Annotated in this window: 22 protein-coding genes; 13 read left to right on the forward strand and 9 right to left on the reverse strand. The window is 64.7% G+C overall.

Annotated features, from left to right (window positions below):
• Positions 1-5 precede the first annotated feature (5 nt).
• The 6 genes from LNV23_RS04300 to LNV23_RS04325 form a co-directional block, all read right to left on the reverse strand.
• On the reverse strand, positions 6-920 hold the full coding sequence (locus LNV23_RS04300) for a hypothetical protein (RefSeq protein ID WP_263561835.1): 915 nt from the start codon (positions 918-920) through the stop codon (positions 6-8).
• 114 nt (positions 921-1,034) lie between these two features.
• A complete protein-coding gene (locus LNV23_RS04305; protein ID WP_263562265.1) occupies positions 1,035-1,916 on the reverse strand; it encodes an urease accessory protein UreD in 882 nt (293 codons plus the stop codon).
• A 103-nt stretch (positions 1,917-2,019) separates the two neighbouring features.
• On the reverse strand, positions 2,020-2,703 hold the full coding sequence (locus LNV23_RS04310) for a PEP-CTERM sorting domain-containing protein (RefSeq protein ID WP_263561836.1): 684 nt from the start codon (positions 2,701-2,703) through the stop codon (positions 2,020-2,022).
• A 177-nt stretch (positions 2,704-2,880) separates the two neighbouring features.
• Positions 2,881-5,097 (reverse strand): phosphocholine-specific phospholipase C, encoded by a 2,217-nt coding sequence (locus tag LNV23_RS04315; RefSeq protein ID WP_263561837.1) that lies wholly within the window; start codon positions 5,095-5,097, stop codon positions 2,881-2,883.
• 41 nt (positions 5,098-5,138) lie between these two features.
• The gene (locus tag LNV23_RS04320; RefSeq protein WP_263561838.1) at positions 5,139-5,717 is read right to left on the reverse strand and encodes a PEP-CTERM sorting domain-containing protein; all 579 of its coding nucleotides are present in this window, start codon (positions 5,715-5,717) and stop codon (positions 5,139-5,141) included.
• A 114-nt stretch (positions 5,718-5,831) separates the two neighbouring features.
• Positions 5,832-6,392 carry a GNAT family N-acetyltransferase gene (locus LNV23_RS04325; RefSeq protein ID WP_263561839.1) on the reverse strand — a complete coding sequence of 187 codons (561 nt, stop codon included), beginning with the start codon at positions 6,390-6,392 and terminating at the stop codon, positions 5,832-5,834.
• A 249-nt stretch (positions 6,393-6,641) separates the two neighbouring features.
• Here LNV23_RS04325 and LNV23_RS04330 point away from each other — a divergent pair, with 249 nt between their 5' ends.
• Complete coding sequence (locus LNV23_RS04330) at positions 6,642-7,331, forward strand: helix-turn-helix transcriptional regulator (protein WP_263561840.1); 690 nt, start codon at positions 6,642-6,644, stop codon at positions 7,329-7,331.
• Positions 7,332-7,357: 26 nt separating this feature from the next.
• The gene (locus LNV23_RS04335) at positions 7,358-7,924 is read left to right on the forward strand and encodes a lipocalin family protein (protein WP_263561841.1); all 567 of its coding nucleotides are present in this window, start codon (positions 7,358-7,360) and stop codon (positions 7,922-7,924) included.
• Positions 7,925-7,930: 6 nt separating this feature from the next.
• Here the strand turns inward: LNV23_RS04335 and LNV23_RS04340 are convergent, their stop codons facing one another.
• The 3 genes from LNV23_RS04340 to selD form a co-directional block, all read right to left on the reverse strand.
• Entirely contained in the window at positions 7,931-9,043 is a 1,113-nt protein-coding gene (locus LNV23_RS04340; protein ID WP_263561842.1) for an acyltransferase family protein, read from the reverse strand.
• Between the two features lie 210 nt (positions 9,044-9,253).
• Positions 9,254-11,116: a S8 family serine peptidase gene (locus LNV23_RS04345; protein WP_263561843.1), complete on the reverse strand. Its 1,863-nt coding sequence runs from the start codon at positions 11,114-11,116 to the stop codon at positions 9,254-9,256.
• A gap of 135 nt (positions 11,117-11,251) precedes the next feature.
• The gene (gene selD, locus LNV23_RS04350; RefSeq protein WP_263561844.1) at positions 11,252-12,340 is read right to left on the reverse strand and encodes a selenide, water dikinase SelD; all 1,089 of its coding nucleotides are present in this window, start codon (positions 12,338-12,340) and stop codon (positions 11,252-11,254) included.
• Between the two features lie 140 nt (positions 12,341-12,480).
• On the opposite strand from selD, the gene LNV23_RS04355 reads away from it, so the two are divergent.
• From LNV23_RS04355 to LNV23_RS04400, 11 genes are all read left to right on the forward strand, one after another.
• A complete protein-coding gene (locus LNV23_RS04355; RefSeq protein WP_411910545.1) occupies positions 12,481-13,347 on the forward strand; it encodes a putative selenate ABC transporter substrate-binding protein in 867 nt (288 codons plus the stop codon).
• Complete coding sequence (locus tag LNV23_RS04360) at positions 13,344-14,180, forward strand: phosphonate ABC transporter ATP-binding protein (protein WP_263561846.1); 837 nt, start codon at positions 13,344-13,346, stop codon at positions 14,178-14,180. The genes LNV23_RS04355 and LNV23_RS04360 overlap by 4 nt, the downstream gene beginning before the upstream one ends.
• Positions 14,171-15,031 carry a PhnE/PtxC family ABC transporter permease gene (locus LNV23_RS04365; protein WP_263561847.1) on the forward strand — a complete coding sequence of 287 codons (861 nt, stop codon included), beginning with the start codon at positions 14,171-14,173 and terminating at the stop codon, positions 15,029-15,031. Before LNV23_RS04360 ends, LNV23_RS04365 begins: the two co-directional genes overlap by 10 nt.
• Positions 15,032-15,054: 23 nt before the next feature.
• Positions 15,055-15,852, forward strand: coding sequence for a phosphonate ABC transporter, permease protein PhnE (gene phnE / locus LNV23_RS04370; protein WP_263561848.1), 798 nt, complete (start codon positions 15,055-15,057; stop codon positions 15,850-15,852).
• A 267-nt stretch (positions 15,853-16,119) separates the two neighbouring features.
• The gene (locus LNV23_RS04375) at positions 16,120-16,575 is read left to right on the forward strand and encodes a hypothetical protein (protein ID WP_263561849.1); all 456 of its coding nucleotides are present in this window, start codon (positions 16,120-16,122) and stop codon (positions 16,573-16,575) included.
• Positions 16,576-16,693: 118 nt separating this feature from the next.
• A complete protein-coding gene (locus tag LNV23_RS04380) occupies positions 16,694-17,365 on the forward strand; it encodes a hypothetical protein (RefSeq protein WP_263561850.1) in 672 nt (223 codons plus the stop codon).
• 168 nt (positions 17,366-17,533) lie between these two features.
• Positions 17,534-18,265 carry a hypothetical protein gene (locus tag LNV23_RS04385; RefSeq protein ID WP_263561851.1) on the forward strand — a complete coding sequence of 244 codons (732 nt, stop codon included), beginning with the start codon at positions 17,534-17,536 and terminating at the stop codon, positions 18,263-18,265.
• Positions 18,259-18,699, forward strand: a complete 441-nt coding sequence (locus tag LNV23_RS24050; protein ID WP_411910538.1) for a lysozyme inhibitor LprI family protein — start codon at positions 18,259-18,261, stop codon at positions 18,697-18,699. The genes LNV23_RS04385 and LNV23_RS24050 overlap by 7 nt, the downstream gene beginning before the upstream one ends.
• A 1,150-nt stretch (positions 18,700-19,849) precedes the next feature.
• A complete protein-coding gene (locus tag LNV23_RS04390) occupies positions 19,850-20,680 on the forward strand; it encodes a transposase (protein WP_263561852.1) in 831 nt (276 codons plus the stop codon).
• A 184-nt stretch (positions 20,681-20,864) separates the two neighbouring features.
• On the forward strand, positions 20,865-21,242 hold the full coding sequence (locus LNV23_RS04395) for a hypothetical protein (protein WP_263561853.1): 378 nt from the start codon (positions 20,865-20,867) through the stop codon (positions 21,240-21,242).
• A gap of 385 nt (positions 21,243-21,627) precedes the next feature.
• Positions 21,628-22,218, forward strand: coding sequence for a class I SAM-dependent methyltransferase (locus LNV23_RS04400; RefSeq protein WP_263561854.1), 591 nt, complete (start codon positions 21,628-21,630; stop codon positions 22,216-22,218).
• The last annotated feature ends 50 nt before the right edge of the window (positions 22,219-22,268 follow it).

Genomic DNA, 22,268 nt, shown 5'->3' on the forward strand with positions numbered 1-22,268 from the left:
GGCGCTCAGGGCCGCGGCCCGGCCGCATTGGCGCGCGATGACGTCGGCAGCCACTCGCGGTAGAAGTTCTCGATGCGCGGACCTTGCTTGCGGATCACCGCATTGATGCCTTCGATGGCCCGGGCGCCCAAGGCCGAGCGCGAACAGCCCACATGCACGGTGGTGGCCGCATCAGCCTCGCGCAGGGGCAGCAGGCGCAGCTCGCTGCTTGGCAGGCCCAGCTCGCGAGCGGCAAAGCTGAGCTCGGTGGGGAAAGCAATGATGGCATCGACCTTGTCGTCTACCAGCATGCGCAGCAGGCCTGAAACACTGGGATTGCCATGGCGCCCGCTCAGACGGGCAGCGGTGGGCAGGTTCTTGATCATCTGGTCGTAGCGCAAGCCCAGTGAGCGCCCACCGGCCACGCCGACCCGCCAACCCTCTTGCGGCAGATGGCCAGGCGGCACCCCCTGCAAGAGCTCGGCCAAGTCCACCCGGCCCTGGGCATCGAGCGCCAGCCGCAGGCGGCCGGCGCGTTCGCGCTGCAAGGTGACCAGCTGGTAGGGCAAGGCGGTCAAATAGGGCTCGCTGAAATGCACGAAGGCCTCGCGCTCGGGCAGGCGCAAGAAGGCCGCCACGCAGACATTGGGTTTGCTGCGCAACTCCACCGCGGCGCGGGCGTAGTTGCCGTCCAGCACCTGGTGCTGCAACTCGGGCAGGCCGGCCTGGAACAGCAGCAAGGCCTTGTCGACAAAACCCAGACCCTGGCCCGAGCCCTGCAGGATGGCCGTCGGCGGGGAATGCACCATGACCCAGAGCAAGGTCTCCTTTTCGGCCGCTGAGCTGGGTGCTGCCGCCGACAGCGGCGCCTGCGCCCAGGCCGCGGACAAACCCAGCAAGGCCAGCGCAAGCCCCCAGGCGCCAGCCCGAGCCACAGCCACTGCTCGATACCTCCCGGCCTTGTTCTGCCTCTTCTTGCTTTGGTCCACGCCCTGTGCCCGCTCTCGCCCTCTTCTGCGGCCAGCATACCCGAGGCCAGCCAGGGCCTGTTGACACTACATCGCCCAGAGCCGCGGTGAAGCCTCGTCCAAATCCCAGAGCTCACGCCGCCAGGCCGCCCGGCACTGGCGCAGCAACTCGAAGGCCGGCTCGACCAGGGGCGCCAGCACGCGCAGCACCAGCAGGCGCTCCTGCGCCGCCGTCACGCCAGCGGTGTCGCGCAGCGGGTGGGCCTCGATGCAGGCGCGCACGGCCTCGAGCGCGCGCTCGCGCCGCTCCCGCGCCAAGGCCTCACCCCCGGCAAACACCAGGCTGGCCAGACAGCGCCGCCCGGCCAGGCCCAGGGAGCCGTCCATCAGCAAGGCGTCGCTGCCGTCGATCAGGCCGCGCTCCAGCCAGATGCCTGGGATCTCCAGATGCTGCTGGAACTGCCCTGTGTCGAAGGGCTGGCCAGCCTGGGGCAGACCCAAGGCGGTGAGGTCCCAGGCCATCAACTCGGCACCCGGCGCCAGTTCGAAGCGCGCCTCGTTGAGCGCCCGGCAGCCCGGGTAGGCCAGGGCCTCGAGAGGCAGCCATTCCAGCCGCGCGCCCGGCGCCAAGCGGGCGCGCAGGCATTGCGTGGCCAGGGCGCCGGTGCTGCTGCGGTAAAAGCGCGTGGCGCCCGGCGTGCTCAGCAAGGCATGGGCGCCCTCGCCCACGCTCAGTTCAATCTCCAAGCGGTCACCCGCAACCAGGCCGCTGGGCGGATGAACCAGCACGTTGTGGCAGATCGCTTCGCCCTCAGGGTAGAGGCTTTTCAGCACCCGCAGCGGCCCCTCGTGGCGGTGCCGCAGCAGACAGCGGCCGCCCTCCAGCCGGTAGTCCAGCGCCAGCCGGGCGCGCCAACCGGGCGTGTCGGCCTGGCACTGCACGCCGGCACCCTGCTCCGCCTGAGGCATGAAGGGCATGAGGGGCCGGGCGGCCGGTTCAGGAGAATGAAAAACGGGGATGCACTGCATCCCCGTCAGGCTCGCAAGAAGCGGGCCAGAGTCAAGCCGACGATCAGCCGCGCTGGCGGCGACGCACCACGGCCAGCAGGCCCAGACCCAGGCCCATCAGGGCATAGGTTTCCGGCTCGGGCACCGGGGCGGTGTTGATGACGAAGGACAGGTTGTCGGCATAGCCGTCGTTGTCGCTGGAATTCAGGCGCTCCATGGACAGGCTCAGATTGATCGTCGTCGTGCCCACGGGCAGGAAGCCCTGGACTTCGCGGAACAGCAGGCCGGTCTGGTTGCCGCGGTCGGCCGGGGTGACCGGGCCCAAGGTGGCGGAGCCGATCTCGATGTTGGCGCCATCCAGGAAGGACACGTAGACCAAGGCGTTGTCGCCCTGGCTGGTCCAGCCGCCCAGATAGCCGTTGAGCTTGAAGCTGGCGGCGCCGCTGCCGATCAGGCCGCTCAGATTGCTGACGTCAAACAGCTGGAAGCCGGCCGAGGCGGGCGAGCTTTGACCGGCGAACAGATAGCTGCCGCGGTCCACGGGGCCCGGCTGGGTCGGCAACACCCAGTTGCTGCCGTAGGCGACCGATTGAAACAAGTCGGTGCCAGCGTAGGCGGTCCAGCCAGCGACGCCGGCTTCGGCATTGCCGTTGACGATCAGGTTCTGGCCCAGGGTGGCGGCGTGAGCGCCGAAGCCGGCTGCGAACAGGGAAAGCGCCAGGGCGCTGCGGGTGATGAGCTTGTTCATGGGTGGGAGGTGGGTGGGTGAGTAAGAGAATCGTGAATGGTGAGTCGTGGGGCGGCGCTTGGGGGTGAACGGGTGGACCGGTGAAGGCGTGAATTCCGGCGATTTCGAGCCGACACGATTCACGATTCACGATTCGCCATTCACCCATTCACTTGTTCACTACGAGTCCTCGGCGCCTCAAGCGCCGAGGCGGTACTGATCCAGCAAGGCCGCGCCGGACATGGCCGGGTCGCTGATCGAGGCCTCGCCGGTTTCCAGATGGCCGGCGAAGCGGCGGCTGTAGTCGCCCTGGCCGGCCACACGCACGCTGAAGTCGTACCAGAAGGCGCTCTCGCGCAGCGGCAGGCGCAGGCTGCTGCTGGTCTTGGCGGCCAGGTGGATCTGCTGGGCCGGCACGTTGTAGTACTTGTTGACCGAAACGATGAAGGTGCAGGCGAAGCTGCCGCTGTTGCTCAGCTCGATCTGCAGTTCGCCGTTGGCGGCATCCGGCGTGACGCGCACTTCGGGGTTGGGCTGGGCAGCAGCGGCCACGCGGCGGGCATTGCCGGTGAAATGGCGGTGGTAGCCGTTCGGGCCCAGCACCCAGAGGTCGTAAGCGCCGTTGGCGGCCGGCTGCCAGCTGCCGCTCAGCTGCTTGCCGGCTTCCACCGTGTAGCGGCGCGGCAAGGCGGCCAGGTTCAGGCGGTCATAGACATGGAAGACGGCGGCCGGGCCGCTGGTGTCGCCGAGGCCGTTGCCGGTGTGGGCAAACTGCAGCTCGACACGGGCGGCGCCGACGCGGCCGGCGCTGACCTTGACGGCGGCCGTGGTGTGAAGCTCATACGGCAAGGCGCGAGCCGGGCGCGGGCCAGCGTCCTGCACCGGCACGTTCAGCGTGGTCGGCGTGGGCGGCGTGGTGGTGCCCGGCAGGGCGCGGGCGCGATTGGCCAGTGCCAGGGTCTGAGGCAGCTGAGCGAAGAAGGCGCTGTCTTCCGGGTCGCGGAAGTTGAAGGCCGAGCTCAGGTCGCCGGCCACGGCACGGCGCCATGCGCTGATGTTCGGCTCCATCACACCAAAACGCTTCTCGATGAACCGGATCACCGAGGTGTGGTCCGCCACTTCCGAGTTGACCCAGCCGCCCTTGCTCCAGGGCGAGATCACGTACATGGGCACGCGCGGGCCGAAGCCGTAGGGCTTGTGCTGGTGGGTGGCGGCCGTGCCGTTGAGGATGTGGTGGTACTCGCCCGTGGTGTCCACGGTGGAGTCGCCGGCGAGATCGGCCTTCTTGGGGTCGGCGTCCCAAGTGATGTAGCTGGGGGCGGCCGGCGGCGGCATGTGGTCGAAGAAACCGTCGTTCTCGTCGAAGTTGATGAACAGCACGGTCTTGCTCCAGACCGCCGGGTTGGCGGTCAGCGCGTCCAACACCTTGGCGGTGTAGTCGGCGCCCTGGGCCGGGCTGGACGGGCCGGGGTGCTCGGAGCCTTCGGCCGTGGCCACGATCCAGCTGACCTGAGGCAGCTTGTCGGCCAGCACGTCTTCGCGCAGCTTGTCCAGATCGCGCGTGCTGATGCCGCGGTCCTTCAATTGCTGGGAGTAGCCAGGGCGGTCGTACCAGGCATCGCGGAAGGGGCGGAAGCCGGCCAAGGAGTTGTCGGTGAAGTTGTCCGCCATGTTCTGGTAGACCTGCCACGTGATGCCAGCGTCCTGCAGGCGCTCGGGGTAAGTGGTCCAGGTGTAGTCGTCCAGCGGGTTGGCGTTGAACCAGTCGTGGCTGTTGTCGGTGGACGGGCCATTGCCCTGGCGCAAGGGGTCGTTCGTGCCGGTCCAGAGGAACAGGCGGTTGGTGTTGGTGCCGGTCTGGCTGGAGCAGTGGTAGTGGTCGCAGATCGTGAAGGCATTGGCCATCGCGAACTGGAAAGGCAGATCGCTCTGCTTGAAGTAACCCATCGAGTGGTTCTGCTTGGCCTTGGGCCAGGCGTTCATGCGGCCCTGGTCCCAGGCAGCCTGGGCGTCGGGCCAGGAATGCGGCGTGCCAGAGACACGCATGTGCGCAAAGGTCTGCTGCGTGTTGAGCGGGAAGGGCGCCAGCGCCACCGGGTTGACCGGCGGGCGGCCCGGTGTGGCCGTCACGGCGTTGGGCTGCATCCACACGCTCTTGCTGCTGATGCCGGTCTTGTCGACCACCGGAACCGGGAAGGGATCGGCAAAACCGCGCACACCGTTGAGGGTGCCGAAGTAGTGGTCGAAGGAGCGGTTTTCCTGGGTCAGGATGACGATGTGCTCGACATCATGGATGGTGCCGCTGCGCACATTGGCAGGGATGGCCAGGGCGCGTTGGATGGCGGGCGGGAAGGCGGTCAGGGCAGCGGCGGCGCTGGCACTGCGCAGAAAGCTGCGACGGTCTTGGGTGTTCATGGCTGGGGGTCCTGCAAATCAGAAGTGGAGACGAACGGCGCTCAGGCCTGACGGCGGCGGCGGACGGCAGCGGCGATACCGATCAAGCCACCCAGCAGCAGCGCGTAGCTCTGGGGCTCGGGCACGGCCGGCGTGAAGCTGAAGTCGTCCATGACGAACTCACCGTGGTTCTGACTCTTCACCTGCACGGCATCGACCAGGCCGGCATAACCGCTGGCCAGGAAAGTCGGGGTGGCCGAGGGGTCGAGGCTCTGCGAGCCGGCGACGCGCTGGCCTTGGAAGAAGAGTTCGAAGCTCAGCACCGCGCCGCTCTGGCCGGCGAACCAAGCGCCGTCGAAGCGCACCGCCTGGCCAAAGCCGATCAGGCTGCTGGCATCGCTGGCCAGGAAGCCGCTGGCCAAGCGGCCGGCGCCCGAGTGGGCGGTGTAGGGGTCGGCCGCGGTGGAGAAGGCCGTCCAACCGAAACTGGACCAGTCCAGGCCGCCATAGTTGAGCGGCACCAGGCCATCGGCCAGGTCATCGAAGTTCAGCACGTCGGCGTGGGCGCCGCCGGCAAAGGACAGGCTGGAAAGCAGCGCGGCAACAAGCGCCACGCGGCGCAAGGTTGAAGGGCAGGACATGGGGAATTCCTCACAATTGGCAGCAGATGCCGCGCAATTTATTGAGAGGATTTGCCGTCCTGATGACAAGGCATGGGCCGAATGGCAGGGGCAGTTGCGACCCCGGGCCCGGGTTCAGTCGCCGGCCAGCTTCTCCATGAACAGCGCAAAAGGATCGGCGCGGTGCGCGCCGAAAGGCCCGCAGCGGCGGAAGCCCAGGCGCTCGAACAGGCGCTGGGCCGAGCGCTGCTGCACGCCGACCTGCAGACGCAGCAAGGGCTGGCCCGCGCGCAAGGCCTCGCGCTGCAGGGCTTGCAGCAGCATTTCGCCCGCACCGCGGCCGCGCCAATTCGGCAGCACCATCAGCGTCAGCACTTCGGCGTACTCGTCATGCAGCAGCAGGCCGACGCAGGCGAGCACGCGCTCCTGGGCATCGCGCAGCACCAGCAGACGCGTCTGCGGGCCGCGCAAGACCTCCAGCTCCGGGGCGCAGGCCGCACGGCTGGCAGGGCAGAGCTGGTGGCGCTCGGCCTCGAACTGTTCGAGCAGCGCCCGCAGCTGCGGCTGATCGACGCGCTCGCACTGCAGGCTCAAGCCCTGCAAGCCGGCCACTGGGCTGCGGATGGCGGCGCGCGGCGGCGGGTCGCCGGCACGCGCCACCCAGATCTGGGACGAACCAAGACTGTGGAAGTTCATGGGGCGGGCCTCCGAGTTTGCGGCGACAAAAGCCATGCGCAGGGGCATGGCACCAAGAACTGGCAGGGCAGAACGGGCGTTGGCGAGACGGGGCATGGCAAGAGCCTTTTTGGGGTGACCTGCACCGCGAGCGAGCAGCGGACAGGCCAAAAGCGGGGAATAGGGCGGATTGCAGGGTTTGTACGCAAGCGCCATGCCAAGTGCGGCGGTCCGCCTGCGCCCTGGTCGCGCTGGCCGACAATGCCCGCCATGCGCCGCGCCGACCGCCTCTTCCAGATCGTCCAATTGATCCGTGGGCGCCGCCTGTCCACGGCCGAATTCCTGAGCCAGCGTCTCGAGGTCTCGGCACGCACCGTCTACCGCGACATCGCCGCCCTGCAGCAGCAAGGCGTGCCCATCGAGGGCGAGGCCGGCGTGGGCTACCGCATGCGCGCCGGCTTCGATCTGCCGCCGCTGATGTTCAGCAAGGACGAGGCGCAGGCCCTGGTGGCCGCCCTGCGCCTGGCCCAGGGCCAGCTCGACAGCGTGCTGGGCCGGCAGGCGGAAGAAGCCATGTCCAAGATCCTGGCCGTGCTGCCGGCGCCGGCCCGTGCGGCGGCCGAAAGCCTGGCCCTGTTCGCACCGCTGACGGGTTTGGACGATGCCATGCGTGAGCGCCTGGCGCGCCTGCGCGAAGCCACCGAAGACCGCCGCAAGCTGCGCCTCGATTACCTGGACCTGGCCGGCAGCGCCAGCCAGCGCACCGTGCGCCCCCTGGCCTGCTATTTCTGGGGACCCAGTTGGACCCTGGCCGGCTGGTGCGAGGTGCGCGAGGACTTCCGTAACTTCCGCGTCGACCGCATCCAGGCCCTGAGCGTGCTGGACGAACGCTTCCGCGACGAGCCGGGCAAGACCTTGGCCGATATGCGCCGGGCTTTTGATGCACCGAACAGCGCCTGAGCGCAGAAGCCGCTACCCTGCTCTGCATGAAGAACACGACAAACATCGCAAGAAGCGCCACACGGTTCTGCCCTGCCCTGCTGATGGTCGCCGGTCTGCTTGGCCCGGGCGCGGCCCAGGCGGCACCCGAGCTGCCCCTGCCCACCGTGGCCCAGGTCGACCTGGCCCGCTACGCCGGCGCTTGGTACGAGATCGCCCTGCTGCCCAACCGTTTTCAAAAGCAATGCGTTGCCGACACGCAAGCGCGCTACCGCCTCGATGGCGAGCGGGTGGAAGTGGTGAACCGCTGCCGCAAAGCCTCGGGCGAGGTGGAGCGCACCGCAGGACACGCCAAGACGGTCGAGGGCAGCGGCAATGCCAAACTGCGCGTCACCTTCTTCTGGCCGTTTTACGGCAACTACTGGGTGCTGGATCTGGACCCGGACTACCAGCAGGTGCTGGTCGGCGAGCCCAGCCGCAAGTACGGCTGGATCCTGTCACGCACGCCGCAAATGGATGAGGCCAAGCTGCAAGCCCTGCTCGACAAGGCCGAGGCGCTGGGCTACGACCGCAAGGCCTTCCAGCGCACGCCGCAGACGCAGCCGCTGGACTGAGAGCTTTCAGGCGCGCAAAGTGCGCGGCCACAGGCGCATCAGCAGCGCCCCCAGGCGCAGGCGCCCGGCCGGCGCTTCGATCCAGCGATGGAAGGGCAAGGCCGCCAGATTGCTCAAGCCCCAGGCACCGACAAAGGCCAGCAGGCCCGAGGCCGGCTGGCTCAGATCGTGCCGCTCCAGCAAGGCATTGCAGAGCAGGCAGATGGGGAAATGCACCAGGAAGAGCGCATAGGAATGCGTGCCCAGATGGGCCAGCCAGGGCCGGGCCGCGGCCGGGGACAGCGGCGCGCGCTGCTCGGCGTGGCGCTGCTGCAGCCAGGCCAGCAGCAAAGCGGTGGCCAGGGCCAGTGCGATGCGTTCGCGGAACTCCAGCAGCAAGGCCACCAGGCCCAGAGCCGTCAGCAGCAGCACGCCGAGGCGGCGCTGCGGCCCGACCAGACCCAGCCAATGCACCAGGGCGCCGAGGCCGTAAGCACCGAAGAAATACGGCGCCCAGTTGTCCAGCCCGGACTGGCGATTGAAGAACAAGAGCGAGGCCGCCATCAGCAAGGCCACCAAGGCCGGGCCGAGGACACGGCGCCAGCCGCGTGGCAGGGCCAGGCCGCGGCTGAACCACAGCAGGCCCAACAAGACGGCGAACAGCTGAAAGTCGATGGCCACATACCAGGCGCCCACGGTCAGCGCTTCATAGCCCAACACGCCATGGCTCAGCGTCAGGTGGGCCAGCAGCTGGGCCAGGCTGACGTGGAACGGCACCAGCTCCGGCAGCCAGCGCGCCACCAGGGCCGAGCAGCACAGGGTCAGCAGCACAGCCGCCATGAAGGGCAAGGCCAGGCGTTGGTAACGGCGCCAGAGCAGCTCGGGCACGGCGCCTTCGAGCAGCTGGCCGCGCGAGGACAAGGCCCGCGCCGAGAGAAAACCACCCACCACCAGGAACACCTGCACCGCCATGCGACCGTACTGGTAGGCCCAGGCCATCAGCTGCGGCAGCAAGGCCTGCATGGCCTCCGCCACCGGGCCGTAGGCGGACAGGTGGTGCAGCACGATCAGCTGGGCTGCGGCGGCTTTCAAGCCGTCGACATGCAATAGGCGGGCAGTGGGGGTCTTGCTTGTGCTCATGGCCAAGCGCCCGAGGCTTGTGGCATCGGGCGCCATTGCTTTTTCAAATCGAGGGGTTCGCGGCAGCCAGGCGTTCTCGGCACCAGCCTTGCACGAAATGCAAAGAGCCCCGGTAGCAGCCCGGGGCCCATCCGCCCCAAACCGGGACGGGCAAATCCAAGAAAACCCTAGATTATAAACGCAGACCAAAAATCGACCGATTTCAGTGCCTCAGACCTTGAGCCCAGCCAGCTCGGCGCTCTTGCGCGGGTGGATCAATTGCACACGGCCGGGCTTGCCGTCGGCCCCGTTCATGCGCTCGGCACCCTGCAGGATCAAGGCCTTGACCTCGCTGGCCTTGAGCGAAGGCTTGAGCGCGATCAGCTTGGCCGCCAGATTGGCCACCTGGGGGCTGGCCATGCTGGTGCCGCTGAGCTTCATGCGCGCGCCGCCGGGGACATAGCTGTCGACTTCGAAACCATTGGCATGCACGACCACGGTCTTGCCGAAGGTCGAGAAGCTGGTCTCCTGGCCGGCCGTGTCCACCGCGCCGGCGGTGATCAGATTCGGCAGCTCAAAGCCAGCCGGGATGTATTCCTGAAAGTCGGCACTGTTGTCTTCATTGCCCGAGCCGGCCACGAACACGATGTCCGGCGCGCCGGCAATGGCCGCGCGCAGGGCGTCGCGCTCGATCTTGAACAAGCGGTTCGCTTCCGCCTTGCGCGCCTCGGGCGCACCGCCGGCGCTGTGGAAGGCCAGCGCGCCCTCGTAGGCGCTGGGGCCATAACGCCAGCTCATATTGACCACGCGCACGCCGGCCTTCTTGAAGCTCTCGACCATCTGGCCATAAGCCGCGGCCGTGGCGCGGGCCTGGGCTTCGGTGGGCAGCTTGGGTTCCAGCTTGGCGCTCCAGAGCTGGGTGGCGGCGAACACGCGGGCAAAGGGGTTGCCCTCGACGGCGATGCCGGCGACATGGGTGCCGTGCACATAGAGGCTGGTCAGGCTCATGTCCTCGCTGAATCCCTTGACCTGCTCGGCCTTGAGGCCGGACATGGTGGCGCGGAACTGGCGCGAATCCGGCGTGTCCAGGGCGGCGCGCTGGTCCATGGCGCCCTTGATCAGGCTGCGCAGCTGCGGCCAGCGGCTTTGCGCTTCACCCAGGGGCCGCAGCAGCTCAGCACTGGGCTTGGCGTCCTCGTCAAACGCCAGGCCGGCCAGCGGCGCGGCTGGCTTGAACAAGGCCATGTCCACACCCGAATCCCAGACCGCCACCACCACCGGCGCGGCCTTCGCCTCGGCCGGGATGGCAAAAGTGCGCGGCGTCCAGAGGTCGGCACGCGCTTGCGTCTTTGTGTTGGCATCGATCACCGCCTGCAAGCCCGCCACGATGGCAGCCTTGTTGGGCGCGAACAGCTCGGCTTGCAAGCGGCTGCTGATGATGGCCAGGGCAATGCTGTCCGGCACCACCATCTTGCCGTTCGTGGCCATGGCGTCGATCTGGCTGCGGAAGGCGCCCAGCACCAGCTCGGGGTTGTAAGTCTCGGCCCCGCCCTTGCCGGACTTGATGCTCTCCTGCACATCGGCCCAAGGCAAGGCGCCATAACGCTTTTCCACCTCGGTGCGCAGCCAGGCGGCGTCGCGCTTCTCCAGGCGCTGCTGCGAGAGCAGGTCGGTCAAGAGGCCGGCGCTGAGCTGGCCGCCGATCTTCTCCTGCAGGGCACGCGATTTGGCCGTCCAGGCCGGCACGGCCGCCCAGTCGCCGCGCAACTGGGCCAGCGTGGCCAAGGCCGAGTAGTAGGCGCGCAGGGTGGCGGCATCCTGGATGTCGTAGCGGGCCAGATCAGCCTGCACCTCGGTCTCCAGCTGCGCGCCCATGGCGCTCAGCTCGCTCAGTGGTGCGCTCAGGTATTCGCTGGGCAGCTTGGCCAGGGTGACGGTGCGGCGCGGCAGCTGGTCGGCGCGGGTGATGGGCTGGCGGGCCGAAGTTGCGGAAGTGGCGCCTTCGGGAGCTGCAGCGGCGGCGGCATGGCTGTCCATGGCCAGCGGGCTCAGGGCGGCTGCGGCGGCCAGGGAAATCAAGGTCTTGGCGTTCATGTCTCAGGTGCTCCAGTTCGGCAAAAAGTGACGAGTGAGGGCACGATAGACAGGCAGCCCGGCCTCGGCCGAGGCCAAGCGACGAGCTGCGGAATGGCCGACATGACTTGCGGGCGGAGCCTCCCCAGCTAGACGCTAGATCAAACGCACACGCGGCTGCGCACTCGCCTCGGCCATGCGGCCGACCACGGCCGCGCGGGCAAAACCATGGCGTGTGAACACCGCCTGCACCGCCGCCACCTCGGCCGGCGCGCAGGCCACGAGCAGGCCGCCGCTGGTCTGCGGGTCGCTCAGCAAGGCCTGGTCCTCGGGCGCGAAGCCGTTCGGCAACTCCACCTCGGCGCCATAGGCGGCCCAGTTGCGGCCCGAGGCGCCGGTCACAAAGCCCTGGCCGGCCAGGGCGCGCACGCCGTCCAGCAGGGGCACGGCCGCCCAGTCCAGCTCAAGGCTGCAACCGGCGCCGCGCGCCATCTCCAGCGCATGGCCGGCCAGGCCGAAGCCGGTCACATCGGTCAGTGCGTGGACACCGTCCAGGGCCGCCAGATCGGGGCCGGGCGTGTTCAGGCGGGTGGTGCTGTCCAGCATCTGCGCATAGCCGGCGGCGTCGAGCGCGCCTTTCTTGAGCGCCGCGCTCATCACGCCCACGCCCAGGGGCTTGCCCAGCAGCAACACATCGCCGGGCCGGGCATCGGCATTGCGCTTGACCCGCTTGGGGTGGATCAGGCCCAGGGCCACCAGGCCGTAGATGGCCTCGACCGAATCGATGGTGTGGCCGCCGGCAATCGGGATGCCGGCCGCACGGCAGATGGCCGCGCCGCCTTCCAGCACCCGGCCAATGGTGGCGACGGACAGGCGCGCAATCGGCATGGCCACCAGGGCCAGGGCCATGATGGGGCGGCCGCCCATGGCGTAAACATCGCTGATGGCATTGGTCGCGGCGATGCGGCCGAAGTCGAAGGGGTCGTCGACGATGGGCATGAAGAAATCGGTGGTGGCGATCAGCGCCTGCTCTTCGTTGAGCTGGTAGACCGCGGCATCGTCGGCCGTCTCAATGCCCACCAGCAGCTCCGGCGGCAGAGCCATGCCGGCCGTGCCACGCAGGATCTCCGACAGCACGCCCGGCGCGATCTTGCAGCCGCAGCCGCCGCCGTGCGACAGGGAGGTCAGGCGGGGTTCTTCAGTCGAGGTGTCGCTGGGCGAAACCGGGGCGGTGCTGGCGCTCATGGCGGGCTTTCTGGCGGGAGGGTCAAAAACGTAGACAAACGAGGCGGCGCGCAGCATAGCCGCTGCAAGAATGCAAACAAGCGCCCAGGCCCGAGAATAGCGGCCTTGCCAACCCGCACACCCACCCCACCATGAAACCGATGACTGCCCTGCCCCGCCGCGCCCTGCTGGGCTCCGCCCTGAGCCTCTTGCTACTGGCCGCCCTGCCCGGGGCCAGCCAGGCCCAGCAAGTGCTGCGCGTCACCGCCATCCCCGACGAGGCGCCGACCGAACTGGCCCGCAAGGCCGCGCCCTTGGTCACCTACCTGGAAAGCCGGCTGGGCATGAAGGTTGAGTTCACCCCGGTCACCGACTACGCGGCCGCGGTGGAAGCCCTGGCCAGCAAAAAGGTCGACCTGGCCTGGTTCGGCGGCTTCACCTTTGTGCAGGCGAATGTGCGCTCGGGCGGCAAGATCATCCCCCTGGTGCAGCGCGAGGAGGACGAGAAGTTCCGCTCCGTCTTCATCACCAGCGAACCGGCCATCCAAAAGCTGGCCGACCTGAAAGGCCGCGACCTCAGCTTCGGCTCGCAGAGCAGCACCTCGGGCCATCTGATGCCGCGCAGCTTCCTGCTGCAGGCCGGCCTGGACCCCGACCGTGACTTGAAGCGTGTCGCCTACAGCGGCGCCCATGACGCCACCATCGCCGCCGTCGCCTCGGGCAAGGTCCAGGCCGGTGCGCTGAACATCTCGGTCTGGGACAAGTTCGTGGCCGAGAAGAAGGTCGACAGCGCCCGCGTGCGCGTGTTCTTCACCACCCCGCCCTATTACGACTACAACTGGAGCGTCCACGCCGACATGCCGGCCGCGCTGCGCGACAAGCTGAGCCAGGCCTTTCTGAGCCTGAGCCGCGACACCGCCCAGGGCAAGGACATCCTGGACCTGCAGCGCGCCACCCGCTTCATCCCGAGCAAGGCCGAGAACTACAAGGGCATCGAGGCTGCAGCCCGCAGCGCCGGCCTGCTTTGAAACTGGAGCTGCAAGGTCTGGCGGCCCGCCACCCGGCGGCCGCCGCCGGCCGGGCGCCCGCCCTGGCGCCGCTGAACCTGAGCGTCAGCGCCGGCGAAGCCCTGGCCGTGATCGGCCCTTCGGGTGCCGGCAAGACCACCTTGCTCCATGCCTTGGCCTGCGCCCTGCCGCCCAGCGCCGGCCGCCTGCAGCTGGACGACGCCGAGCCCTGGGCCTTGCCGCGGCGCGAGCTGCAGCGCCTGCGCGGCCGGTTGTTTCTGGCGCCGCAGACGCCACCGCTGCCGCCGCGCCAGCGCGTGGTCACCGCCGTGCTGGCCGGCGCCCTGCCGCGCATGAGCCTGCTGCAAAGCCTGCGCTCGCTGATCTACCCGCAAGATCTGGCGGCGGCCCATGCCGCCCTGCAAAGTTTCGACCTGGCCGACAAGCTGTTCGAGCGGGTCGACCGCCTCTCGGGCGGCGAGCGCCAGCGCGTCGCCCTGGCCCGCGCCCTGCTGGCCCCGGCCCAGCTCTGGCTGATGGACGAGCCACTCTCGGCCCTGGACCCCAACCGCGCCAGCCAGGCCCTGACCTTTCTGCGCGCCGAGGCCGGCCGGCGCGGCGTCACGCTGGTCGCCTCGCTGCACCAGGTGGAGCTGGCCCTGGCGCAGTTCCCGCGCATCGTCGGCCTGCGCGAAGGCCGGCTGCAGTTCGACCTGCCGGCCGCGCAGGTGAGCCCTGAACTGCTGGCCAAGCTCTATGCCCAGCATGAGGACGAGCTTCAGGCCTGGGCGCCGGCAGACCATGAAGAAGACCTGCCGGCCACCGCGCCTGCGGTGCTGATGCAATGCCGGTGAGCGCGCCCTCTCCTTCCTCTCCCTCTGCTTCGCAAGCACCCCAGCTGCGCGACCCCGCCTGGCAGGGCCGCTTGTTCTGGAGCCTGGCCGGCCTGGCCCTGCTCTGGCCCTTGCTGCGGGCTACGGAGTTCCGCCCCTGGCTGCTCTGGCAGCCCGACAGCCTGCGCGCCAGCGGCCAGTTCCTGGCCGACTTCATGCCCCCGGCCCACAGCGCCGACTTCCTGGCTTTGCTGCTGCGCGAGACCTGGCGCACCGCGGCCATGGCCACCGTGGGCATCAGCCTGGCCTTGCTGCTGGCCGTGCCGCTTGCCTTGGCTGCCACGCGCAGCCTGTCGATCTCGGCGCTGGCCGGGCGCATGGCGCGCGGCCCTTTTTGGCTGCGCCAGTTCCTGCGCGGGCTGATGGTGCTGCTGCGCAGCGTGCCCGAGCTGGTCTGGGCCCTGGCCTTGGTGCGGGTGCTGGGCCTGGGGCCGGCGGCCGGCGTGCTGGCCATTGCGCTGAGCTATGGCGGCATGCTCGGCAAGGTCTATGCCGAGATCCTGGAAAGCGGCGACAGTGCCGTGGCGCAGAACCTGCTGCGCAATGGCTGCTCGCGCCTGCAGGCCCTGGCCTATGGCCTGCTGCCGCAGAATGCCGCTGAGCTGGCCAGTTACACCGTCTACCGCTGGGAATGCGCGGTGCGCAGCTCGGTGGTGCTGGGCTTTGTTGGCGCCGGCGGCCTGGGCCAGCAGATGGACAACTCGATGAAGATGTTCCGCGGCGACGAGATCTGCACCCTGCTGCTGGTCTTCGTCGCCCTGGTGGCCTTGGCCGACCGGCTCAGTGCCGCGCTGCGCAAGGCCTTGGCATGAGGACAACAAGGACAGCAACAAGAATGCCTGCGTCGCCGCTGGCCCTGCCGCCGGAGCTGCGCGCCGCGCGCCGCCGCGCCTGGGCTTTGCTGCTGGCCCTGGCCGGCCTGGTGGTGGCCAGCTTCGCCTCGCTGGATCTGCCCTGGGGCCAGCTGCTCTCGCTGCCGGCCTGGCAGAGCATGGCGCGCTTTGGCGGCGAATTCTTTCCGCCCGAGACACGCCCCGACTTCCTGCTCAAGGTCGCACGCGGCGCCTGGGAAACCCTGGCCATGTCAGCCCTGGGCACCCTGCTGGCGGTGGGCCTGGGCCTGCTGCTAGCCCTGCCAGCCGGCGCCCCGGGCGCCATGCGCGCGCCCACCCGCTGGCTGCTCAACGCCTTGCGCGCGGTGCCCGAGCTGGTCTGGGCCAGCCTGCTGCTGATCTCCGTCGGCCTGGGCCCCATGGCCGGCACCCTGGCCCTGGCCCTGCACACCGGCGGCGTGCTCGGCCGCCTGTTCGCCGAGGCCCTGGAGAACCTGCCCACAGGCCCGGCACAAGCCCTGCGCCACCAGGGCGTGGGCGCACTCAAAGTGTTCTTCTACGCCCAGCTACCGCAGGCCCTGCCGCAGTGGCTGAGCTACACCCTCTACCGCTGGGAGAACAACATCCGCGCGGCGGCAATGTTGGGCGTGGTCGGCGCCGGCGGCTTGGGCCAGCAGCTGGCTTTTCATCTGGGCCTGTTCCAGATGGGCAAGACCGCCACGGTCTTGATCGCGATGCTGGGGCTGGTGGGGCTGGTGGATGGATTGAGTGGGGAGTTGAGGTGGAGGTTGGGGAGATAGTGACGGAGGGGGCGGGGCGCGCATAAACGATTCAAATAATGCCCCGGGGGGATCTCGCCGTTTCCGCCCACAAAAGGTGGAAAGTTACATCCAGGTTCTGCGGGCACTGGCTGCCACAGGCGCATGGTACAAACCCCGAAATTCGACGGGGCGGCTCGCATCTTTGCGTGATTGACCTGTCAAGTTGCCAAGACTGATTCCAGGCGCACTCACTGAGATACGCAGCGTATTGATCGCCCGAACACCGTGCTAAAGGTCTCCCACCGTATGCATCCAACGATTCCTTCTCTGGTCTTTGCTTTTTCCTTCTGCTGCAGCAACTTAGCTTTCGCGCAGGACATTGCTAGCAGTCGCATTGAGCGGATTCAATCGGCCGTCAAGGCTGTGGTTGCACTGCAAAACGCAGAAGGCGAAGCTGCAGTCGTTGCCGCAATTCAAGCCTGCTATGCGTCGCAGCCGGATGCAAATAAGCTTGAGAAGCTCGAAGAATGCATTTCTCAAGACATCGCGTATGCGAACTTTTCAGCCGGAATGTATCGCCACGTTCTTAAGAATATCAAGCAACCGGAATACTTGTCGATGGATGCGCTCAAGAAACGTGTCTATGCCCAGTCAATGCAAGCAGGAATGTCGGCAAGTTTTGCAGACCAGTTTCTCCGAAGGCTCGCGCCTGAGGCAATACAAGCTCTTGTGCCGGCCATTGATGCGTTGAGCTCTAAGTGACCCCTAGCTATTCGCTCAAGCGGGGCCACTACTAAACGCCGACTAAGGGCAAATTTCATTCTAGCCCCTCTAAGCGCTGCCGTTTCAGGTCAGTCAAATCAAACCCTCAAGAGTAAAGATGCGCACTCAATTCCAAATCGCAGCGGTCGCTTGCGCACTTTTGATGTCTGCCAGTTTCAGCAGGGCTGACGAAGTTCTGATCGAAGAAGCCGGTTTGTCGATGACCTTGCCTGTTGCATGGGTTGCAAAGTATGAAACCAGCAGAATCCCTAGCGGTCAATTGATGCAGCGCTGGGTACGCGCGCCGGTTGCGTTGGCTGCCTCAAAGGCTTCCCCGGGCTTGATTGCTTTGGTCTCGCCGGTACCAAAAAATTCGAATTTGGCACTGCTTTCACAAAATGCACTTAGCAAGCCACCCTACGGCTTAAAGCTGGGTGTCGAAACGCAGTGCGTGAAATGCGTGAACTACAAGTTCAAAACGAATGGAGCAATTGTTACCTCTGTTGCCCCAGACGTTCCGCCCAAGTGTCAGGAATACAAGCCAGACATTGATATCGAATCGGACTGCATTTATCAACTAGAAAACAGAATAAACCTAACCATCGAGCCATCCTGGGCCCATCGATTCGAGAAAGAAGCGGCATTCGGAAAGATGTTTATTCTGTCGATACACGCAATCGTTGACAACAAGTTCATCGACATTTCGTTCTTTTACCCCAAAGAAACCGCCGACCAGATACAGCCGGAAATAGCCGCGATCGCGGCTTCTATTAAGAAAGTTCAGCGCTAGCCGCTCATGCGAGTCGACATTTTTCGGAGAATTACCCCCCCAGAAGATGGGTAATCTCAATGAACGGCAACCCGGAGAGAACCGCTCGCACCCAACGGCTTTGTCAATTGGCGATCAATACACAAAATAGACACAGCGTTTATTAATAATTCTTAAAGGTGAAACACTTTGAGCAACAAGATCGCCTTTTATCTGACATTCATGAGTGTTTTGGCGCTGACTGGATGCGCTTCACAACCTCGCCTCTTTGGAAATAGCGAAACCAGCCCGGATCTCGCAAGCAAGCCCATTAGGTCGATCGTGGCCATCACGGTATTGACAGCGGGAAGCCCTTCAACCAGTGGCTCAGATGGAAAGCTTGCCTCCATGACAAGCCTGCTGACTTTTTGCCTGACGAACGAAATCAAAGCCCTCGGTGTTGGTATTGGCACGGCCTATGTTTCAGAGATTGACCTGAACGGACCTGAGACGATTAAGAAGCAGGTTGATCGCGCGCGTCCTTCCCATGTAATGCAGACCACCGTAACTAAAGCCGTAACCAGAGGTTACGTCTTGGAGCGATTCAGTTTTTCGATCGAGATAGTTGATGCGGTAGGACTCAAGCCAGTTTGGAAATACAAGGGCGTCGCAGAGGCTAAAACGGAATGTGGAGCTGTGCAGCCAGTCATTGAGCGAATGAGACTGGACGGGGTATTGCCTCGTTCGGGATCCCGTGGCGGCAGCGCATCGCAGCCCCAAGTAACGAATTCGATGATTCAATACTCGGGTACACCCCTCGAAAATCGACGGATTGACACGGTCGCTGCAGTACCCGGCCGAGATGCCGAGACTGAATATGGAAGTGATCTCGGCAATAAGCAGCACTTGAGTCGCCCGAGAATAAAGTTAGGCACATGCTAAGAATTTTCGCCACCATTTGCATATTTGCATTACTGCACCCATCGGCGCACGCAGCCGATGAGGGGCCATGCTTTTCGGAAGGAGGGTCAGCGCAAATCTCCGCCTGTCTCGACCGAGAGCTTCAGGGTGCTGACAAGCTACTGAGAGATAAGCAAGCTCGACTCGTTGAGCACATCAAGACTATGAAAGCTCCTCATCTGATTGCGGAGGGTCAGTTTCGTTTGAAGTACTTCAACGTGATTCGGAACGCCGACAGGCAGTGGAGAGCTCTAATGGCTACTGAGTGTAGTTCTATTGCGCCAATTGAATTCGAAGGCGCTGGCGCTGGCTCAATGGGGCGCGTTTTGGAGCTGAACTGTCGCGTCAGCCGAACGTATATGCGCATTAAGGAGATCGGTGATGGGGAAGGCTACCGCCATATTTGGTCGCAGTAGGACTGACAGCTAACTCAACCGGACTTGCAACGGCATGCCGCCTGCGGGCCGGTAGATTCAAGCGTTGAACAGCGATAGACGGGAGATTGAGGATGTTCGAAAAAGTACCGCGTACGTTGCTCGTGTTGCTCGGCCTGAATGTATTGGTCATGTTCGTGGGAATCCTTGTCAGTCCCCATTGGACTGCGGGGTCATTCGTAGGTGCCGGCTTGTACCTTTACATTGTTTGGAGCGCGCTCAACGGAAAGCACTTTGCTCTCCGGTACCTAGGCCCGATGACTCTCATTTTTGGAGTTGTCTCGCTTTTGACGTTTATCGGTATGTTCCTTGGCGGACCATTGAGCAGACTTGTCCTCTTTCTAGCCACACCAAGCTTCAAGCCACCGATTCTGATTGCCGTCGAAACCGTCCTTCTACTTGCAACCGCAATCTACATTTGGCGTAGTAGAAAAGTTAGAGCGTATGTTGTCGAAACTGAGGGTTTCGTCCTTTGACTGGTCGTGACTGCTGTGCCTTCGCTTAAGCAGCAATCTGGCCGGTAGCTCAACCGGAACAACAACGGCATACCGGTTTGCTCAAACGTAAAGCAGTTTTCTAGTACCGTGCGGACCAACCGCAGATTGGAAAGCTCCATGCCACACCCGAACAAGCCGAACATGGTAGGTCTGTGGATCAGACTGCTAGAGCTTCTGTATCTTGCTTGCATGGCCTTCGCAATCCTCGTGCTGGTACAGCGGGTGCATCAAGGTCAAACAGTTGCACTGCCGGGCCACTCAGAGGGCTTGCTTGGGTCGCTGCTCTTTGCCTTTATGAGCTTTCTTTTCTTCTATGTTGCAGTCACAGGGTTGGCGCCCGTGAGGTACGTTCCGGTGGGGGCTGTGACCTGGCCCTACTTGCGCGATCGAGTGCTCCGATCCGAGCAGCAAAAGCGGTAGTTTCAACAAGACGCGCACGCGATAAGTCTTACGGAATTCGGGGTCAGGAATTCGGGGTCACAGGAATTCGGGGTCAAGTCTTAAATATTAACCCCCTCCCACCTCCATCCCCGGTCAGCTCAGAATGCTGTCCATGTCCCGACCACTGCGCATCGCAGTTTCCCGGCGCCCTGTACCACGTGACCGCACGTGGGGACAGGCGAGAAGACATTTTTGTGGATGACGCGGATCGGGCGCGATTGCTGACGGTGGTGGCTCAGGGGCTGGGGCGGTTTGATGCAGTAATGCTGTCCTACTGCCTGATGAGCAATCACTATCACTTTGTGATGCAGACAAGGCAGGGCAAGCTCTCACTGCTGATGCGGCACATCAATGGCGTGTACTCGCAGGCCTACAACCGGCGGCACGGCAAGGTGGGGCATGTGTTCCAGGGCCGGTTCAAGGCCATCCTTGTCGACGAGGACGCGTACCTGCTGGAGGTTTGCCGATATGTCGAGCTGAACCCGGTACGGGCGGGCATGGTGGCTGAGCCTGGAGCCTGGCCCTGGTCCAGCTACCGGGCGCATGTGGGCAAGGCTGCAGGAGCGCCATGGCTGGCTACCGCAGCTTTGCACAGCTATTTGTTGGGTCAGGATGCTGAGTCGCCTAGGGACAGGGCTCGTGCGCAAAAGGTGTATGCCGCCCATGTGGCGGCTGGGCGTGGCGTGGCCTTGTGGGAAGAAGCGCTAAACCGGCAGATCTACCTCGGCGACAACGACTTCGTGCAGCGCATGCTGGATGCCGCCGAGCCGGGCGCCGCTGGCAGCCGCGAGGTTCCCAAGGCGCAGCGACCGAAAACCATGAAGCTCAATCTCGCGCAATGGCTGGCTCTGGCCCCAAGCCGTGAGGAGGCGCTGCGCCGGGCGCACACTGAGGGAGGCATGACGATGACCGCGATAGCCGCCGAATTGGGGTTGACCGTGGCGCGGGTGAGCCAACTGGTGAGTAAAGCTGAGCGGGCGCTAGAGACGGATGAGGGGGGCGAGTACTTAACATTTAAGACTTGACCCCGAGTTTGCCGGGAGTCGAGAGGTAGCTGATGGCGGGGCGATCGGGGAAACTTGAGATTAAAGACTTGAATCCAAATTTCGGAAACTACATGTGCGCAAGATATTCAGATGAATTGAGAAAAAGAGGGCCGCAGCCATGAGAGCTTGGAAATCTTTCATTTGTCTTAGTGTTGCAGCTTGCATGCATTCGGCTATCGCGGCAAATGAACCAGCTAGCGCCTCTAGCTTGTTAAGAGTGTCATTGATAGACGTTCGGAGCACCATCGATGAGTTTCGATCCTGCCTCAATCAGACGGACATCAGAAATCAAAGGTTGCCAGACAAAATCTGCGGCGCAGCGGCTGCCGTCAATGCGGATGATTTGCCGCTTGTATCCGCATGCTTGCAGGGTGATCCAATCAGTATTGTGCTGGAAAGCGGGAGCGGGAATCTCGCGGGGTCGGCTGAAAGAGTTTTTCTGGAGTTTCGATGTGCAAAAGAGTTGTTTCTTTCGGTCTCATTGATAAGGGATTATTCGAAGTACCGCATGGGCACAATTGCATTTATTGCCTTTGGCTGAGAATTGCTCATGATTTCTTGGCAATCTGACTGTCGTGAACTCCTAAATTCAGCTCGTTGGTCGTATAAATTGCGAGCGGAGTTCGCCCTTCAGCTTGCCAGTATGGCCAAAAGAGCGAAAGAGCCGAGTTAAATGTTAAATTCCAGGGCAAGAGCTGACCCTAAGCGTATATGCCGGGACTTATCAAGCACCGAGTCTGCACCCTCGCGCGCCAGCAGAGAATGGGTCAGCCTTCACTTTCCTGAAACTCGCCTTCGCATACATACGCAAGCACTAAACGGTGACGCGCCCTGTGAACTTCAGGCTGTTTGACAGCCGCCCTGCTTTTCAAAGCAGAGAAGGCGAAATGCTGAGCGACATCCCCAGCCCCATCGACCTTCGTCTCATGCGCGATGCCCGCGAGTGGGAAGAAACGGCAATGTCCAAGCGCCCATGGCGCACGGAGTTCTTCGAGGCCTTCGCTTCGGAGATCCGGTCCTTAGGCCCCAGCGGCCAGCGCATTCTGGAGCTTGGCTCCGGCCCCGGCTTTTTGGCCGAACACCTCTTGTTGCGCGCAGTTCCACCCCTCGAATATGTGGCCCTGGATTTTTCCCCGGCCATGCACGAACTGGCAGCACAGCGCCTCTGCCCCCTGGGCTCTCGCGTTCACGTTCACGTTCAGTTTGTCGAGCGCAGCTTCCGCGAGCCCGGCTGGTCAGACGGGCTCGGGCAGTTCGGCTGCGTGCTCACGAATCAGGCCGTTCACGAGTTGCGTCACAAACGCCATGCCGCCGAACTTCATCGTCAGGTCAGGTCCTTGCTCTTGCCGGGCGGCGTCTATCTGGTCTGCGACCACTTCGCCGGCGAAGGTGGCATGAGCAACGAGCAGTTGTACATGAGCGTGGCCGAACAGGCCGCCGCTTTGGAAGCTGGCGGCTTCGCCAGGGTTGAACAAGTCCTGCTCAAAGGCGGCCTTGTGCTGCACCGTGCAAGCTAGGGAAGCTCAGCGGCTGTGCTGGGCCATGCCCGCAAGGAACACGAGTTGAG

Source organism: Kinneretia sp. DJ1R-11, from assembly GCF_025717595.1.
In the GTDB taxonomy this organism is placed as follows: domain Bacteria; phylum Pseudomonadota; class Gammaproteobacteria; order Burkholderiales; family Burkholderiaceae_C; genus Paucibacter_A.